15 protein-coding genes and 1 pseudogene are annotated in these 15,263 nt (G+C 56.8%); 14 read left to right on the plus strand and 2 right to left on the minus strand.

Going from position 1 to position 15,263, the window contains the following annotated elements:
• Positions 1–640: 640 nt before the first annotated feature.
• Positions 641–1,196 (minus strand): annotated as a pseudogene (locus AC6I6H_RS00420) (IS30 family transposase); the annotation flags it as partial.
• 331 nt (positions 1,197–1,527) lie between these two features.
• Here AC6I6H_RS00420 and AC6I6H_RS00425 point away from each other — a divergent pair.
• Both AC6I6H_RS00425 and AC6I6H_RS00430 read left to right on the plus strand, forming a co-directional pair.
• Positions 1,528–1,860, plus strand: coding sequence for a PadR family transcriptional regulator (locus AC6I6H_RS00425; RefSeq protein WP_497949268.1), 333 nt, complete (start codon positions 1,528–1,530; stop codon positions 1,858–1,860).
• On the plus strand, positions 1,857–3,215 hold the full coding sequence (locus tag AC6I6H_RS00430; RefSeq protein ID WP_497949272.1) for an FtsW/RodA/SpoVE family cell cycle protein: 1,359 nt from the start codon (positions 1,857–1,859) through the stop codon (positions 3,213–3,215). The genes AC6I6H_RS00425 and AC6I6H_RS00430 overlap by 4 nt, the downstream gene beginning before the upstream one ends.
• Positions 3,216–3,339: 124 nt before the next feature.
• Here the strand turns inward: AC6I6H_RS00430 and AC6I6H_RS00435 are convergent, their stop codons facing one another.
• Positions 3,340–5,121: a putative bifunctional diguanylate cyclase/phosphodiesterase gene (locus AC6I6H_RS00435; RefSeq protein WP_497949276.1), complete on the minus strand. Its 1,782-nt coding sequence runs from the start codon at positions 5,119–5,121 to the stop codon at positions 3,340–3,342.
• 246 nt (positions 5,122–5,367) lie between these two features.
• Between AC6I6H_RS00435 and AC6I6H_RS00440 the strand changes: the two genes are divergently transcribed.
• The 12 genes from AC6I6H_RS00440 (at position 5,368) to AC6I6H_RS00495 (ending at position 15,231) form a co-directional block, all read left to right on the plus strand.
• Complete coding sequence (locus tag AC6I6H_RS00440) at positions 5,368–5,706, plus strand: histidine triad nucleotide-binding protein (protein WP_497949280.1); 339 nt, start codon at positions 5,368–5,370, stop codon at positions 5,704–5,706.
• A gap of 123 nt (positions 5,707–5,829) precedes the next feature.
• Positions 5,830–6,003, plus strand: coding sequence for a 30S ribosomal protein S21 (gene rpsU / locus AC6I6H_RS00445; RefSeq protein WP_005547957.1), 174 nt, complete (start codon positions 5,830–5,832; stop codon positions 6,001–6,003).
• A 601-nt stretch (positions 6,004–6,604) separates the two neighbouring features.
• A complete protein-coding gene (locus tag AC6I6H_RS00450; RefSeq protein ID WP_497949316.1) occupies positions 6,605–7,048 on the plus strand; it encodes a GatB/YqeY domain-containing protein in 444 nt (147 codons plus the stop codon).
• A gap of 212 nt (positions 7,049–7,260) precedes the next feature.
• Positions 7,261–7,542 carry a sporulation protein YqfC gene (gene yqfC / locus AC6I6H_RS00455; protein WP_497949317.1) on the plus strand — a complete coding sequence of 94 codons (282 nt, stop codon included), beginning with the start codon at positions 7,261–7,263 and terminating at the stop codon, positions 7,540–7,542.
• Positions 7,543–7,553: 11 nt separating this feature from the next.
• Positions 7,554–8,768 carry a sporulation protein YqfD gene (gene yqfD / locus AC6I6H_RS00460; protein ID WP_497949318.1) on the plus strand — a complete coding sequence of 405 codons (1,215 nt, stop codon included), beginning with the start codon at positions 7,554–7,556 and terminating at the stop codon, positions 8,766–8,768.
• Positions 8,769–8,941: 173 nt separating this feature from the next.
• On the plus strand, positions 8,942–9,913 hold the full coding sequence (locus AC6I6H_RS00465; protein ID WP_497949319.1) for a PhoH family protein: 972 nt from the start codon (positions 8,942–8,944) through the stop codon (positions 9,911–9,913).
• Positions 9,914–9,978: 65 nt separating this feature from the next.
• Complete coding sequence (locus AC6I6H_RS00470; protein ID WP_497949320.1) at positions 9,979–12,240, plus strand: HD family phosphohydrolase; 2,262 nt, start codon at positions 9,979–9,981, stop codon at positions 12,238–12,240.
• Positions 12,241–12,243: 3 nt separating this feature from the next.
• Positions 12,244–12,768: an rRNA maturation RNase YbeY gene (gene ybeY / locus AC6I6H_RS00475; RefSeq protein ID WP_497949321.1), complete on the plus strand. Its 525-nt coding sequence runs from the start codon at positions 12,244–12,246 to the stop codon at positions 12,766–12,768.
• Positions 12,765–13,472 carry a diacylglycerol kinase gene (locus AC6I6H_RS00480; RefSeq protein WP_497949322.1) on the plus strand — a complete coding sequence of 236 codons (708 nt, stop codon included), beginning with the start codon at positions 12,765–12,767 and terminating at the stop codon, positions 13,470–13,472. Before ybeY ends, AC6I6H_RS00480 begins: the two co-directional genes overlap by 4 nt.
• A 64-nt stretch (positions 13,473–13,536) precedes the next feature.
• Positions 13,537–13,971, plus strand: coding sequence for a cytidine deaminase (cdd, locus tag AC6I6H_RS00485; protein WP_497950219.1), 435 nt, complete (start codon positions 13,537–13,539; stop codon positions 13,969–13,971).
• A gap of 9 nt (positions 13,972–13,980) precedes the next feature.
• The gene (gene era, locus AC6I6H_RS00490) at positions 13,981–14,877 is read left to right on the plus strand and encodes a GTPase Era (RefSeq protein WP_497949323.1); all 897 of its coding nucleotides are present in this window, start codon (positions 13,981–13,983) and stop codon (positions 14,875–14,877) included.
• A 195-nt stretch (positions 14,878–15,072) separates the two neighbouring features.
• A complete protein-coding gene (locus AC6I6H_RS00495; RefSeq protein WP_497949324.1) occupies positions 15,073–15,231 on the plus strand; it encodes a YqzL family protein in 159 nt (52 codons plus the stop codon).
• Positions 15,232–15,263 lie beyond the last annotated feature (32 nt).

The following is a 15,263-nucleotide window of genomic DNA, read 5'->3' on the forward strand; positions in this document are numbered from 1 at the left end:
CGCCGGCTCGCTCCCCGGCAGATCATGCGTCCTGCTGGCACCGCTTCTCACGGACTGCGGGACTGCGGCAAAGCAATTGATAAGGAGGACCAGAATTGGAACGGCTGTCGCTCCTAATACTACCCTGAAAATAACGCAACTTCATCGTCTGTGGTGCCCGCCAGGGCATGGGTGGCTAACGGTTGCCACAACGCTTATTCGCCCAAAAAACCCCCGTTCCCATTTCTAACGGTTGTGGAAGCGCTTATTTGCTCCAAAAAGACCAAAACGCCCCCTTTCCGAGCCAAATAAGCTCCGTGGCAACCGTTAGTTTTTGAAAAGCCTCGTTTTAAGCAAAATAAGCTCGCTGGCAACCGTTAGAATTTGTCCGGCCCCTTCCGGCGCCCCATGACCAAAGCTCCCGGCGCGTGATGGACATTGGACCACGGCATAGCCAAAAAATCCACCCTGAACTAACGCAACTTTATTTTCATTTTCTGTGGTGCCCGCCAGGGCATGGGTGGCTAACGGTTGCCACAGCGACTAAACCGGCCAAAAGCGTCTTTTTTGCGCTAACGGATGCCACAGCGGCTAATCCGGCCAAAATGGCTCATTTTTTGCGCTAACGGTTGCCACGGCGCTTATTTCAGATGACGGATTGTCAAGCTAAGTGCGACAGTTCTTCCATGAACGACTCGTAAGCCGACTTCCAGCCGAGACATTTGCGGGGGCGATGGTTGATGAGGTGGAGCGCATGAGCCAATTCCTCATCGGTAACCTCAGCAAAATCGTGACCCTTTGGGAAAAAATTCTCTTAACAGACCATTTGCGTTTTCATTGGAACCACGTTGCCAAGAGGAATAGGGATCTGCGAAATACACTTGAATGTCGTAGAGGTTCTCCAACGCCGTATAGCAGGCAAACTCCTTGCCTCGATCGGTTGTAGCAGTCTGAAAGCTCCCTTGGGGATACTGGCTGGCCGCGACACCAAAGGCGATTTCCATGGAGTGGGCGGTGCGGTCAGGCATTTTCACAGCGAGGTAAAGGCGTGTCTTACGCTCAATGAAGGTAGCCGCACAGGCCTTGCTTTTCCCTCGACTGGACACAACCGTATCAAGCTCCCAATGACCAAACGTCGTACGTTTTCGGACTTCCTTTGGGCGCTGACAGATTGGAGTGCCGATAAGGAACCGTCCTCGTGTTTCCTTTGGTTTGCGCAGTTCCATTCATGGGCTTCTTTGTTTTAGCTGTCGCACTTCATATTACAATCCGTCAGATAAAAAGGTTTAAAACAAGCAAAAAATCGAAAACAGGCTCTCTGGCAACCGTTACAATTTACAATCCTTCTTTTTTCGGCAAATAGCCGCTGTGGCAACCGTTAGCCCTCCATGCCAAATCGGACACATCAAATCGAGCTCCCAAACAAACGTCTTTTCGACGGCTTACCCCATCTGCTTTATTGTTGCTATTTTCCAGGCGGAGGAGTATTTTAATACATAGATATACGATGCATAGATTAACAATGCTAGTGAAAAGGAGGAACGGCGTTTGAAAATCAGCAAGGAGTTAATGAAGGGCAGCACCGTAACCCTGGTGCTTACCTTGCTGGACCGAAAGGAGATGTACGGCTATGAGCTATCGAAGGAGCTGGAAAAGCACTCGGCCGGCGCATTTGTTTTAAAGGAGGGCACGCTTTATCCGATCCTGCACACGCTGGAGGAAGACGGCCGGGTGGAAGCTTACTGGAGCGAAGCTGAAGCGAGGAAACGCAAATACTACCGGATTACGGCCAAAGGGAAAAAACTGTTGGAGGAGAAAAAGCAGGAGTGGCGGCTGTTCCGCCAGTCGGTCGATCTGGTTCTGGGGGAGGGAGCGCCGTGAACCGGACTGCGCTGCGTCCCGAATACCGTGACTATCTTGAAAAGATCTGCGGCGGAATCCGCTTGCCGGAAGCGAAAGAATCGGTACGGCGGGAGCTGGAGGACCATCTGGTGCAGGCGGAGGAGAACGCGCTGGAAGAGGGGAAGGCAGAAGCCGAAGCCGTGCAGGAGGCGCTTGCTTCGCTGGGCGATCCCGTGAAGCTCGGCAGCAGGCTGCGCGCGGTGCACAAGCCGAAGGCGGACTGGAGCCTCCTGGCGGTGTTTGCTATTTTTGCAGGCTCCGGTCTACTGCTTGCGTTTTCACTAACTTCGGCTCCGGATTCGAGATTCCACGGACTTCTTGAATGGCGGAAACAACTGACGGGGATCGTCATCGGTGTCCTTTTGGCGGCAGGCTTGCGGCTCTGGGATTACCGCAAGCTGTTGCGGTACTCCTGGCTGATCTACGGAGCGGCCTTGCTGTTGATGGTCCTGGCCTTATACGATACTTATCGGCCCGGCCCATGGATATTTCTTTATTTCGAGCCTTATATGGATTTTTTGGTCAATGTTGCCCCGGTCTCGGCAGTGCTTTTCGCCGTTTCCCTTGCCGGTTCCTTAGCTAAAATTCAGCAAGCAAGCACTTCCCGGCTTCTTGTTATCCTTGACTGCTTTTTGGCGGTTCCCTTGGTCCTGTTTTACCTGCTGGATGCCTACGCCTATTTGGGCGTGTACCTGGCCACAGCCTCCTTTTTGCTGCTGCGCGGACTTACCGCCCGGCCGGCGCGCCGGATCGCGCTGGGAGCGGTCCTGGCCTCCATGGCATGTTTTCATTTTGCCGTGTTTTTTGGGGGGGGATACTGGGCGGAACGAGTGAAAAGCTATTTGCGCCTGTCAAGCGATCCGCTGGGCTTAAGCTATCAGGAGATACAGATGAAAAAGGCGCTTCACTCCGCAGGCTGGTGGGGCAATGGATTTGCATCCCCCTTGGACACGCTTCCGGTTCCGTATGCCGACAGTGCGATCTCCTATTTGATTTACTGCTTTGGCTGGCTTTTCGGCATCCTTCTTTTATTGGCTTTCGGTTATGCGGCCATTCGGGTTCTGCTGCTCTGCCGAAGGGTGAGAAATCCTTATGGCGGGCACTTGGCGGCCGCTCTGGCAGTTCCTTTGCTCCTTCAAGCGTTCTGGAACGCCGGGATGTCGCTCGGGGTCCTTCCGATTGTCGGCATCCCGTTTCCGTTTGTCGGCTATGGGGTTTCGCATCTGCTTCTGGAATTCGGTTGTTTGGGCCTTTTGCTGAGCGTTTTAAGAAGAAGGGGCGGTGCGGGTTCCGAAAAGATAGCCGATCGCAGCCTCGGCGAGAAGGCGGGGTAGCCCGACGTCCCTACCGTCTCAAGTGATTTCTGGCCGTACAGGCAGCCATGCAAAAGCCCGCGGATTTTGCTCGAAAGAGCGAATCCGCGGGCCTTTTGTTTTATCCGTTCACAGCCGTTGTCCGTCAAACCGCCATTTCCTTCACGAGCCAGCTTTGCAGGTCCTCCGGGTTCATCGGCTTGCCTATGTAGTATCCCTGCACTTCGGTGCAGTCCAGCTCCTTCAGAAACTCGTGCTGGGCGGCCGTTTCCACGCCCTCAGCCGTAATCTGGAGCTTGAGGGATTTGGCCATGGCGATGATCGCCCGGACGATGGCCGCGTCATCCCCTTCCCGCTCTATGCCGCTGATAAACGAACGGTCGATTTTAATGACGTCGATCGGAAACCGTCTCAAGTAGCTGAGCGAAGAATAGCCGGTGCCGAAATCGTCAATGGAGATTTTCAGGTCCATTTCCTTCAGCACTTGCAGCATAAGGGCGGCAAAATGGACGTCCTGCATCGCCGCGCTTTCGGTGATTTCCAGCTCCAGCAGAGAGGGGTCCAGCCCCGTTTCCGTCAGCACCTTGGAGATTTGCTCCGGCAGATCCGTCTGGCGGAACTGCCGGGGGGACAGATTCACGCTCATCCGGAATCCGCCGTATCCCGCTTCCAGCCATTTTTTTCGCTGAATGCAGGCGAGCCGCAGCACCTTTTCGCCCAATTGGACAATCAGGCCCGTGTCTTCCGCCAAGGGAATAAACTCGGAGGGGGGGATGAGGCCCAGTTCGGGATGCTGCCAGCGGACCAGCGCCTCCACGCAGACCAGCTCGTCGGTGTGCGGGTTAATCCGGGGCTGGTATAGCAAAATGAAGTCGTCGCGCTCCAGGGCGTGCCGCATCATTGTTTCCATTTTGAGCCGGCGGTGCCCTTTGGCGTCGATTACGGGCGAATAAAACTGGTAGTTGTTTCGTCCCTGCTCCTTGGCCCGGTACATGGCGGTATCGGCGTTTTTCATCAGGGTTTCGGGATCAAGCCCGTCTTCCGGGCAAATCGAAATGCCAATGCTCATGGTCACGAAGATTTCCTGGTTGTTCAGGGGAAACGACTTTTTCATGACGCCGAGCATCGCTTCCGCCAGAATCATCGCTTCGTCGGTATGCTTGATCTTGTTCATCAGGATGGTGAATTCGTCTCCGCCCATCCGCGCGAACAAGGTGTTCTTGGGGAGCACGCTCTGAATCCGCTCCGAGACAAGCACAAGCAGCTTGTCGCCGACGGTATGCCCCATCGTGTCATTGACGTACTTGAATTGGTCCAGATCGAGGAAGAGCACGCCGGTCTGCATGCCCGAGCTCCGCAGATCGTCCAATGCGAGCCGCAGGCTTTCCACAAACACTTGCCGGTTGGGAAGCTGGGTAAGGGGATCATGGTAGGCGAGCCGCTTCAGGCTGTCGGTGCGGTACCCGACAAAAAACGCAATGGCGCCCATGCCGGACGCGATGGCGAGCATTTCGGCCGGGACCAGTTCAATGTCCTGATAACGGTAAAAAAGAAAGAGATCGACAAGTCCAAGGCCGATCATCCAAACGGAATACAAAACTCCGAATTCATAGGCATAAACGGGAACGTAAAAAACAACCAGCCAGACCGGGTGAATCCAGTTCCAGTCAGGCAGGAGGAAGATCGCCGCCAAAAGGGCAAAATCGATGAGCAAAAAGACCCAATAGTTGTTTTTGTTATAAAACATGCTCCGGTTGCAGCGGTAAAACGCCTGCCAAAGAAGAAACAGCGCCCAGAAAAGGGAAAGAAGGGTGACAAGCATGATCCTGGATTTCTCTTGCGAAGGGTCCGCCAAATAAAGCACGGACAGGAGAATCGGAACAAGAAAATGACCCAGGGAAAACGCTTTGCCGCTCTTGAAGCTCATTCAAGCACCTCGAAAACCGTAGTGTTGCTGCCTGCCCTCTAGTATATAGCATTTCTTGACAGGATACTATAAATAATGATCGGAACCGCCGTCGCCCGCCCCGGATAAGCCCGAAACGCCGACGTTCAATCCGCGGGCGGCATCGCCGGGAGCTTCGGCCCGGGCCAAAAGACCTGGCAGGCCCCGTTTTCATTTGACTGCGAAGTGAGGTATGATGGAAGTATTCTGTTTCAGGGGGAAGCCGAATTGTCCTGTATCTTTTGCGATATTGTTCAAGGCAAAAGCCCGTGCAAGCGGATCTACGAGGACGACAAGGTGCTCGCCTTCCACGATGTGAAGCCCGCCGCCCCGGTGCATGCGCTCATTATTCCCAAACGCCACATCGCTTCCCTTAACGACCTGGGAGAAGAAGAGTGGGACCTCGTCGCCTGTATCGCCCGCGCCGCCCGCAGTGTGGCCGAGGAGCTGGGCGTGAAGGAAACCGGCTACCGGCTCGTAAACAACTGCGGCCCGGACGCCGGGCAGGTTGTGTTTCACCTGCATTTTCATCTGCTCGGAGGAAAAAAGCTCGGCCTCACCCATTAAAGTTAAGCCGCTTTCGAAGACGGGAATCTGCGGTTGACACTCCGTTTTGCTTTGGCCTATAATGGAGGTTGATAACCGTGTGTTATTCGTCTTGGACGGTCTGTTCGGAGGGAGGGAAATCTGGTGTCGGAAACAAAAGTACGCAAGAACGAAACCATCGATGCTGCTCTTCGGCGCTTCAAGCGCTCCATCGCGAAGGACGGCGTCTTGGCCGAAGTGAAAAAGCGCAAGCACTATGAGAAGCCTAGCGTCAAGCGCAAGAAGAAGTCCGAGGCTGCCCGCAAGCGCAAGTTCTAAGGAACTGCACAGCCTGGGAAAGCCCCAAGATATGCGATAGAACGAATGCAAGATTCCGCGCGATGATAACCAGGACCTTTTTAAACTCTCCGTAATCCCATCGTTCCTTTGGCGATCAAGCCTATAGAGACCGACCCTTTCAGTTTGGATGACAATGAAGTTTCGGGTATCCTGAAATCGCAAAACAAGCAGCGCTGAAGGCCCTCCGGGAATTTGGGGAGGCGAATCGGGAAAGCCCGGCGGAGCCCGCGAACGCGGGAGCAGCCGCCAAACGCCGAGTCCCTTCCGCAGGCAGGTACGGAAGAAGAAATTCAAGCCATTGTGCGGCAGACCATCCAAATAAACGGCGTTTCTTCCAAAGTAGCGGAGCTGGGCAGGGTTTTCTGCATTCCTAAACAGGCATGGCCGAGCCGTCTTCATCAAATTAGCTGTGCGGTTTTCGTTCGAATCCATAACCGACCAAAAGCGAAAAGGTTGCTTAGACATTTGCTCTAAGCAACTTTTTGTATGGGCGGAAGTCCATTCGGGGACGGGCTTGGGAATATGCAGGGCGTTTGGTATAATAAGGGCTGTGAAAGTCGTGAACAAGGGGATGAACCGAATGTCCATCAAGGAAAAGCTGAACGAGGACATGAAAGCGGCCATGAAGGCCAAGGACAAAAACCGTCTGGGCATTATCCGCATGGTCAAAAACGAGATCGCCAAACGCGAAATCGACGAACGCCGGGAACTGACGGAGGAGGAAGCCATTGCCGCAGTAACGGCATACAAGAAGGTCGTCGCGCAGCAGCTGGAGTTCGCCGAGAACGCCGGCGATACCGAGAAGGCTGACGAATTCCGGGCGGAGCTTGCCGTCGTCGGCGAGTATTTGCCGCAGCAGATGACGGCCGGGGAAGTGGAAGCTTTGGTGCGCTCCCTCATTGAACAGCACGGGTTTGCCGGGGCCAAGGACAAAGGCGCCCTGATGAAGGTGCTGATGCCCGAAGTCAAAGGCAAGGCGGACGGAAAGCTTGTAAACGAAACGGTTACCAAATTGCTTGGCTGACAAGCGGCTTGCGCCGCAAAAAAGACCTTTTTCGCCGGTTCGCCGGCGGAAGAGGTCTTTTTTGCGTTTGCCCGGCGATTCCGGGCCCGCAAATCATATTTCGAACCGGCCGGTCATAAGCATAAACGAACCGCTTGCGGCGAAGTTGTCCGTATCGCGGGACGGAAAAGCGTTGGCTGTTCCGTGCTTTGGAGAGAGAGGGAGGGCGGACGATGGCACGTTGGAGAACCCGGCTGCGCTCCTTAGCCGCCGCCATGCTGGACGTTCCCCAGGATGTGGCCCACGACCTGCCCCGGATCACGATGATCGGGGACCGGCAGCTGTATGTGGAAAACCACCGCGGCGTGCTCCATTTTTCCCAGACCGAGTTGCGGCTGTCGATCAGCCTCGGGGTGCTGGAGGTGCGGGGGAGTGAGCTTGTCATTCGCGCGATCCTGCCGGAAGAAGTGTTTCTGGAAGGGATCGTTCACGATATCCGTTATCTAAAGGAATAGGAGTGTAGCCCGTGCGTAGGTCCATGATCCGTTATTTGAACGGTTCCGTCACCCTTCAGCTGACAGGGGGCCGAATTGCGGCCTTTTTAAATGAAGCGGCGGAGCTCGGATTCCGCTTGTGGGACGTCCGCTGCCCGACGCCCGAAAAAGCGGAGCTGACGCTCCGGCTCGCCGATTTTTTCCGGCTTCGGCCGCTGTTGAAACGGACAGGCTGCCGGACCCGGGTGCTGCGCCGCCGGGGGCTTCCGTTCCTGCTGGTGCGGGCGAAGAAGCGCAAGGCGTTTGGCGCCGGACTGCTCGGCTTTCTGCTGGCGCTGTATCTGCTGACGTCCATGATCTGGTCCGTTGAGATCACGGGCAACGAGAAAATAAACCGGGGGGACATCCTGACTGCGGCACGGCAGGAAGGAATCTTTCCCCATCAATGGCTGTTCCGGCTGCGCGGACTGGACGAGCTGGCACGGGGGCTGCAGAGCCGTCTGCCGGAGGCCGCGTGGATCGGCGTGGAGCGGCGGGGGACGGCCATCCGCATTCGGGTCGTGGAATCGGCCCGGCCGGAAAAACGCGAGCTGACGGGGCCCCGCGACCTGATCGCGGACAAAAACGCGCTGGTTACGCAGCTGTTCAGCGAGAAGGGGAAGCCGCTCGTTCAGCCCAACACGTATGTCCGCAAAGGACAGGTGCTCGTATCGGGCACGCTTGGCGAAGGAGAACGGCAGCGGCTGGTCGCTTCCGCAGGACGCGTTTACGGCCTGGTCTGGTACGTGGCGACGGTGGAGGTGCCCCTGACGCAGACGACCTGGACGTACACGGGCGAGTCGTACGTTCGTTCCTATCTGGTCCTCGGCAAACGGGGGCTTCAGCTGACGGGCTATAATAAGGAAGACTATGCGGCATCGAAAAGCGTCGGGGAGCCGAAATGGCTGCATTTTCGCAACCGTGTTCTGCCGCTCGGGTGGCTGCGGGAGCAGGTGTTTGAGACGTCGTTCAAGCGGCGGACGCTGACGCCAGCGGAGGCGGAGAAAACCGGCCTTCGGCAGGCGGACGCGGAAATGCTCCGCAAGGCCGGGCCGGACGCCCGAATCGCAAGCAAGCGGGTGCTTTCGCGCACCTCTGCCGGGGGCAAGCTGCTCCTTCGGGTTCATTACGAGGTGGAAGAGGAAATCACGGCGGAACGGCCGCTTGCGGCACTGCCCGAGCAGCCGGAAGCAAGTCCTTCGCCCTGAACCCGCCGAAGCTTCCCGGGGCGGAAGCCGCCTGCGGCAACCGGCGGGCCTGCCCGCCCGGTCCGCAAGGGCTGCATGACCGGACTAGCCTTGCATCGGAGCCCCTAAATCATATACACTTGCTTATACGGGACCTATCCGATACATGAGCGAAAGCGAGGAGAACAAGCCTTTTGAATGGAAATCCGGCAACCGTCAAGATCGCGCTGGGCAATGTCGCCGAGGGACTGGCGCTCTTCGGGCCTCAAGACCGTTACCTGCATATGATCGAGCAGGCGAGCGAGGCCACCATTTTTTCCCGCGAGGCGGAAATCGTCATCCAGGGCGAAGCCCGGGAGACACAATCACTGGAGCAGCTGTTTTTGGTGCTGCTGGAATTAATCCGAAACCATTACACGCTTTCCGAACGGGATGTGGCTTATGCCCTGGAGCTGTCCAAGGAAATGAAAGCCGACCAGCTTTTGGAGCTCTTTAAAGGGGAAATCGCCACCACCTACCGGGGAAAGCCGGTTCGCATAAAGACGATCGGGCAGAAGCAGTATGTCAACCAGGTCCGCAAATCGGACATCGTGTTCGGGATTGGACCGGCCGGGACGGGCAAAACCTACATCGCCGTCGTGCTGGCTGTCGCCGCCCTGAAGGAGGCGAAGGTCAAACGCATCATTCTTACGCGTCCCGCCGTTGAAGCCGGGGAGAGCCTGGGCTTCCTGCCGGGCGACCTCCAGGAAAAGGTTGACCCCTATTTGAGGCCGTTGTATGATGCACTTAACGATGTGCTCGGCCCCGAGCAAGTGGCCAAATCGCTGGAGCGCGGCCTGATTGAAATCGCTCCGCTGGCTTACATGCGGGGGAGGACGCTCGACGATTCGTTCATTATTCTGGACGAAGCGCAGAATACGACGCCCGAGCAGATGAAGATGTTTTTGACCCGGCTTGGCTTCGGCTCCAAGATGGTGATCACGGGAGACATCACCCAGATCGACCTTCCGCGCGGCAAGAAATCCGGCCTTGTCGAGGCCGAACGGATTTTGAGCGGCATCGGGGAGATCGGCTTCACCTATTTTTCGGAGCAGGACGTCGTTCGACATACCCTTGTTCAAAAAATTATAACGGCCTATAACCAGGATCAGGACAAGCAAGGATAACAAGGGCCCGTTTCGCGACCCTCCAGCCTCTACGAAACGGACCCGGAAAGAGGGCCAAACGTTCCATGAGCCGAAAAGAAGCAACGCGAAAAAGCAAAACTCCGCAATGGATGAACGGCTGGAAGCAAAGCGCCTTCATCCGCTTTTTTTTATTCGCCCTGATCGGCGTCATTCTGTACGTGTCGCTGATTGATTATGTCGTGCCCAAAACCTTTGATATTCTCCCGGGCACGAAGAGCGAAACAACCATCGTCGCGCCAAAGCAGATCCAGGACGACATTGGCACCGAGCAGGCGCGCGAGGAGGCGGCCCGGAAGGTGCCGCCGGTCAACCGCTCCGTTTCGATGCGGAGCGATGCTTTGGTGGTCGCCCTGTTCGACCGGCTCGAATTTGCACGGGCGGACAGCGAGATGACCTTTGACGAGAAAGTAAGCTATTACGAATCCGCTTTCCCGCGCCTGTACAGCGAGCATACCGAAGATGTGATGAACAACGTCGGAAGCTCCGAGCCGGAAGGCAGCACGTTTGTGGAAGAAATGCAGAATCAGCTGTCCGCGCAGGAATACAGCTTTTCCGTGGAAGCGCTGTTCAAGCTTCCCCGGCTGACGGCCGAGGATTTGTCAGCCATGGAGCCGGTTTCGCGGGATATCGTCAGCAAGCTGATGATGGAGCCGGTGACCGATGCCGCCGCGCCGCGAGCAAAGATTACCCAGCTGGTGAACTCGTCCGCCCTCACCAAAAGCGCGCAGCGCGAGGTCGTGCAAGAAATCGCCCGTTACGCCGTGATGCCGAACCGCTTCTACGATGCGGCGGCGACGGAAAAGGCGCGCGTCGAAGCGCGCGAGAACACGGAAACCGTCTACATCAACAAAGGCGATATTCTGGTGAGGCAGAACCAGGAAATCGATCAGGCGCTTTATGACCGGCTGGAGAAGGCCGGGCTGCTTCAGACGAATCAGAACTACCGGCCGTATGCAGGCCTCGCCATTTTCACGCTGCTGGCGGTCGTGCTGCTGTTCATGCAAACCCGCCGCAGCTTTGCGGGAGCGGCCAATCCGAATGTCCAGCTGCTGATTCTGACCATTCTCGTGTTTGTAACCGTTTTGAGCATGCGCATCGTTTCGCTCGGTCAAAGCCTGGAATACCCGATGGTCGGTTACCTGGCTCCGGTGGCCGTCGGCGTGATGCTGGCGGTGATCCTGCTGGACACGCCGCTTGCCGTTTCCCTGGCCATTGTTACAAGCTTGTTAACCGCTGTTATTTTCAACACCGATCCGGACGATCTGTTCGATTTCCGGTTCGGGTTTGTGGCCCTGACGAGCTGCCTGACCGCGGCGTATTCCTTCCGCCGGGCGAGCCAGCGGGCCACAATCCTGAAGGCGGGCGTTTTGAGCTCGCTGGCTTCCTCTCTTGCCGTGCTGGCCGTAGCGCTGATGGAGAACGGCTTTGACCGCATCGCGTATTCGTTCGCCTTTTCGGCAAGCAGCGGGATCATTACGGCGATTCTGGTTTACGGGCTGATCCCGTTCTTCGAGACGGCGTTCGGCATTCTGTCGCCGCTCAAGCTGATCGAGCTTTCCAACCCGAACCACCCGCTTCTGCGAAAGCTGCTGACGGAAACGCCCGGCACGTATCACCACAGCATCATGGTTGGCAACCTTTCCGAGGCGGCGGCCGAAGCGATCGGCGCAAACGGGCTGCTCTGCCGGGTCGGGTCCTATTACCATGACATCGGCAAAACGAAGCGGCCCAGCTATTTCATCGAAAACCAGATGAACATGGAAAATCCCCACGACAGCATCGATCCGGGCCTCAGCGCGTCGATCATTACGGCGCATCCGTACGACGGCGTGGAGATGCTGAAGGAATACAACATTCCGAAAGCGATTCGGGATATTGCCGAGCAGCATCACGGGACGACGCTTCTGAAGTATTTTTATCACAAAGCGAAAAAGCAGGAAGGCGAGCATCCGGAGAAGCCGGTCTCGGAAGCGGATTACCGTTATCCCGGACCGAAGGCGCAGTGCCGCGAAACGGCGATTGTCGGCATTGCCGACTGCGTCGAGGCGGCGGTTCGCTCGCTCCGCCATCCGACGATCGAGCAGATTGACAACATGGTCCGCAAGATCGTCAAAGACCGGATGGACGACGGCCAGTTCGACGAATGCGATCTGACCATCAAGGATCTGGACACGGTGGCCAAGGCGCTGAAGGAAGCGCTGCTCGGCATTTTCCATTCCCGCATTGAATACCCGGCCGACCTGCCCGCCAAAGACGGCAAGCAGCCAGCGGCCGAAACCGGGCTAGAACCCAAAGGAGGCGCGTGAAGCGTGGCATTGCGATTGGTTTGGTCAAATGAACAGGAGCAGGTGCAGGTATCGGAGGAGCTGGTCGGCCGTCTGGAGCGGCTGCTGGAGATCGCCGGGGAAATGGAAGAAATCCCAGGCGGCGAAGTGGCGCTTACCTTTGTGGACAATGAGGAAATCCGCCGGCTGAACGCGGAATACCGCGGCATTGACCGGGCGACCGACGTGCTGTCCTTTCCCTTGTTCGAGGAGGGGATGGAGGAGCCGGAAATAAATTACGCCGAGCTTGAAGAATTGGCGGAGGAAGACGGAGAACCGGCGGAGGATTTCGACGAAGAAGAACCGCTCGGCGATATTGTCATCTCCGTGGAACGCGCCGTCCAGCAAAGCGAGGAGTACGGGCATTCCGTCGAAAGGGAAATCGGCTTTTTGTTTGTGCACGGATTTCTTCATCTGATCGGCTACGATCACGAAACCGGCGAGGAAGACGAGAAGCGGATGTTTGCCCGCCAGGACGAAATTCTCGAACGGGCCGGTCTTTCGCGGTGAGAGCGGGGCCGCGCTTTTTCCGCAGCCTTCGCTTTGCCTACGAAGGCGTCAAATATGCGCTGGCCACCCAGCCAAACATGAAGTTCCACTTTTTCGCTTCGTTTGCGGTGCTGATCTCGGCTGTGTTCTTCCGCCTGTCGGGGCTGGAGATTTTGTTTCTTTTGCTGGCGGTGACGCTGGTGATCGTGACGGAGCTTATCAACACGGCGGTGGAAAAGGCGGTTGACCTGGCGATGCCCGAGCGGCATCCGCTGGCCAAAATCGCCAAAGACACCGCCGCGGCCGCCGTGCTTGTCGCGGCGGCTTTTGCCGTCGCGGTGGGCATTGCCGTGTTTTATCACCCGATCGAACGCTGGCTGCATGCGGCCCAGAAAACGGGCGGCGAAATTACAGTGGAATCGGTCTGGGTGTACCTGCTGCTGGTTCTGCTGACCGTGATTGTGGCGGAAACGAGGTTCGGCCGTTCGGTGTTCCTGCGGCCCAGTCTGCTCTCGGCAGTTGCGGTTTCGATGGCGACCCTCATTTCCATTGCGGCGACCAGTCTGGTGCCGGTGCTCTTATCCTATTCGATGGCTTTCTTGTTTTTGGTTATCCTATACCGGAGAAAGAGCCGCACCGTGCCCGGGCTGCTCTTTGGCGCTCTCGTGGGAATCGTGATCACGCTGCTGACGTATTACCTGAACATCCTGCCGCTGGCTCCGTAATTTATTCGGCGGACCCTGCGCGGGCATAACGGCCTTTAAAGGAGACACGCCCATGTCAAAAACAATGGAACCGGAACTGATAAAGCTTGTGGAAGAAGCGAAAACGGCCATGCAGAACGCCTATGTTCCTTATTCCAACTTTTCCGTAGGGAGCGCGCTGCTCGCTTCCGACGGCACGATCCACCACGGCTGCAACATCGAGAACAGCGCCTACGGGCCGACCAATTGCGCCGAGCGCACAGCGCTTTTTCGCGCGGTGGCCGACGGTTATGCGCCGCGTTCGTTTCGCGCCATTGCGGTGACGGGCGATACGAACGGCCCGATTTCGCCCTGCGGCATCTGCCGGCAGGTCATGGCGGAGCTCTGCGCGCCGGACATGCCGGTCATCCTGACCAATCTGCAAGGAGATGTCTCCGTAACTACGGTTGCGGAGCTTTTACCAGGCGCTTTTCAATTGAACCGTGATGCAGCAGGCGGCAACCGGGGTAAAAAGGAGTAGGATGATTCGATGAAAAAACCATACAAATCCGGCTTTGTCGCTATTGTTGGACGTCCCAATGTCGGAAAATCGACGCTGATGAACCAGGTGATCGGCCAAAAGATCGCCATCATGTCGGATAAGCCGCAAACGACGCGCAACCGGATTCACGGGGTGTACACGACCCCCGACATGCAGATAGTCTTTCTCGATACGCCGGGCATTCACAAACCCCAGTCGAAGCTGGGCAATTATATGGTCAAGGTTGCCGAAGGCACCTTGCAGGAGGTCGACGCGATTCTCTTTTTGGTCAACGTGACCGAAGAGCTTGGCGGCGGCGACCGTTTTATCATCGAGCGGCTGAAAGCGGTGACCACCCCGGTCATTCTGGTGCTCAACAAGATCGACCAGGTGACGCCGGAGCAGCTGCTTCCGATTATCTCGACCTATAAGGATCTTTATCCCTTTGCCGAAATTGTGCCGGTCTCGGCGCTTCTCGGGAACAACGTGGAAACGCTGCTCGCCCAGGTTGGCCGTTACTTGCCCGAAGGCCCGCAGTATTATCCGCCGGACCAGGTCACCGATCATCCGGAGCAATTTGTTTGCGCCGAGTTGATCCGGGAGAAAATACTCCAGATGACCCGGGAGGAAATCCCGCATTCCATCGCCGTCGCCATCGAGGACATGAAGGTGGAGCAGAGCGGCATGGTGCGGATGTCCGCCGTCATTTACGTCGAGCGTGATTCCCAAAAGGGCATCATCATCGGCAAAAACGGTGCTCTTCTCAAAGAGGTAGGCAAGCAGGCGCGGGAAGACATCGAACGTTTGCTGGGTTCGAAAACCTTTTTGGAACTGTGGGTCAAGGTGAAAAAGGACTGGCGCAACCAGGAGCGGGTGCTCCGCGATCTCGGGTTCCGCGAGGAGTAAGCCGTACGCTGAACGATACCGGCCGCGCGACCGGACAGGTGCATAAATCCTCTTTCGGGTTTATGGACAGGTACATAAAACGCCGTCGCGCCGGCTGGAAGCCGCACCAACAATTGCATGGCAAATGCAGGGCTAAACCGTCCGGATCATCCAAATACTATGGGTCAATCATCACGACATGGGGAGATGGGAACAATGAAGGAATTTTATTGGAACTATTTTCATAACACCGGAAACGTGGACGCTTACCTGTTGTATAAGAACCGCCTGACGGAAGAAGAGATGCCCGACCAACGCTACGACGAAACGCTGGACGCGGCGGAGACGGGGGACGCGGAATCGCCGTACCTCTGACCGCCGGCGGGGACCGCGCCGGGGAGAGAGAA

The organism is Gorillibacterium sp. sgz306347 (assembly GCF_059735245.1).

Bases quoted from the DNA above. Each gene is read 5' to 3' on its own strand.
- AC6I6H_RS00495 (WP_497949324.1), top strand. From the start codon at position 15,073: ATGAAGGAATTTTATTGGAACTATTTTCATAACACCGGAAACGTGGAC.
- AC6I6H_RS00470 (WP_497949320.1), top strand. From the start codon at position 9,979: ATGAGCCGAAAAGAAGCAACGCGAAAAAGCAAAACTCCGCAATGGATG.
- AC6I6H_RS00450 (WP_497949316.1), top strand. From the start codon at position 6,605: ATGTCCATCAAGGAAAAGCTGAACGAGGACATGAAAGCGGCCATGAAG.
- yqfC (WP_497949317.1), top strand. From the start codon at position 7,261: ATGGCACGTTGGAGAACCCGGCTGCGCTCCTTAGCCGCCGCCATGCTG.
- cdd (WP_497950219.1), top strand. From the start codon at position 13,537: ATGGAACCGGAACTGATAAAGCTTGTGGAAGAAGCGAAAACGGCCATG.
- era (WP_497949323.1), top strand. From the start codon at position 13,981: ATGAAAAAACCATACAAATCCGGCTTTGTCGCTATTGTTGGACGTCCC.
- AC6I6H_RS00435 (WP_497949276.1), bottom strand. From the start codon at position 5,121: ATGAGCTTCAAGAGCGGCAAAGCGTTTTCCCTGGGTCATTTTCTTGTT.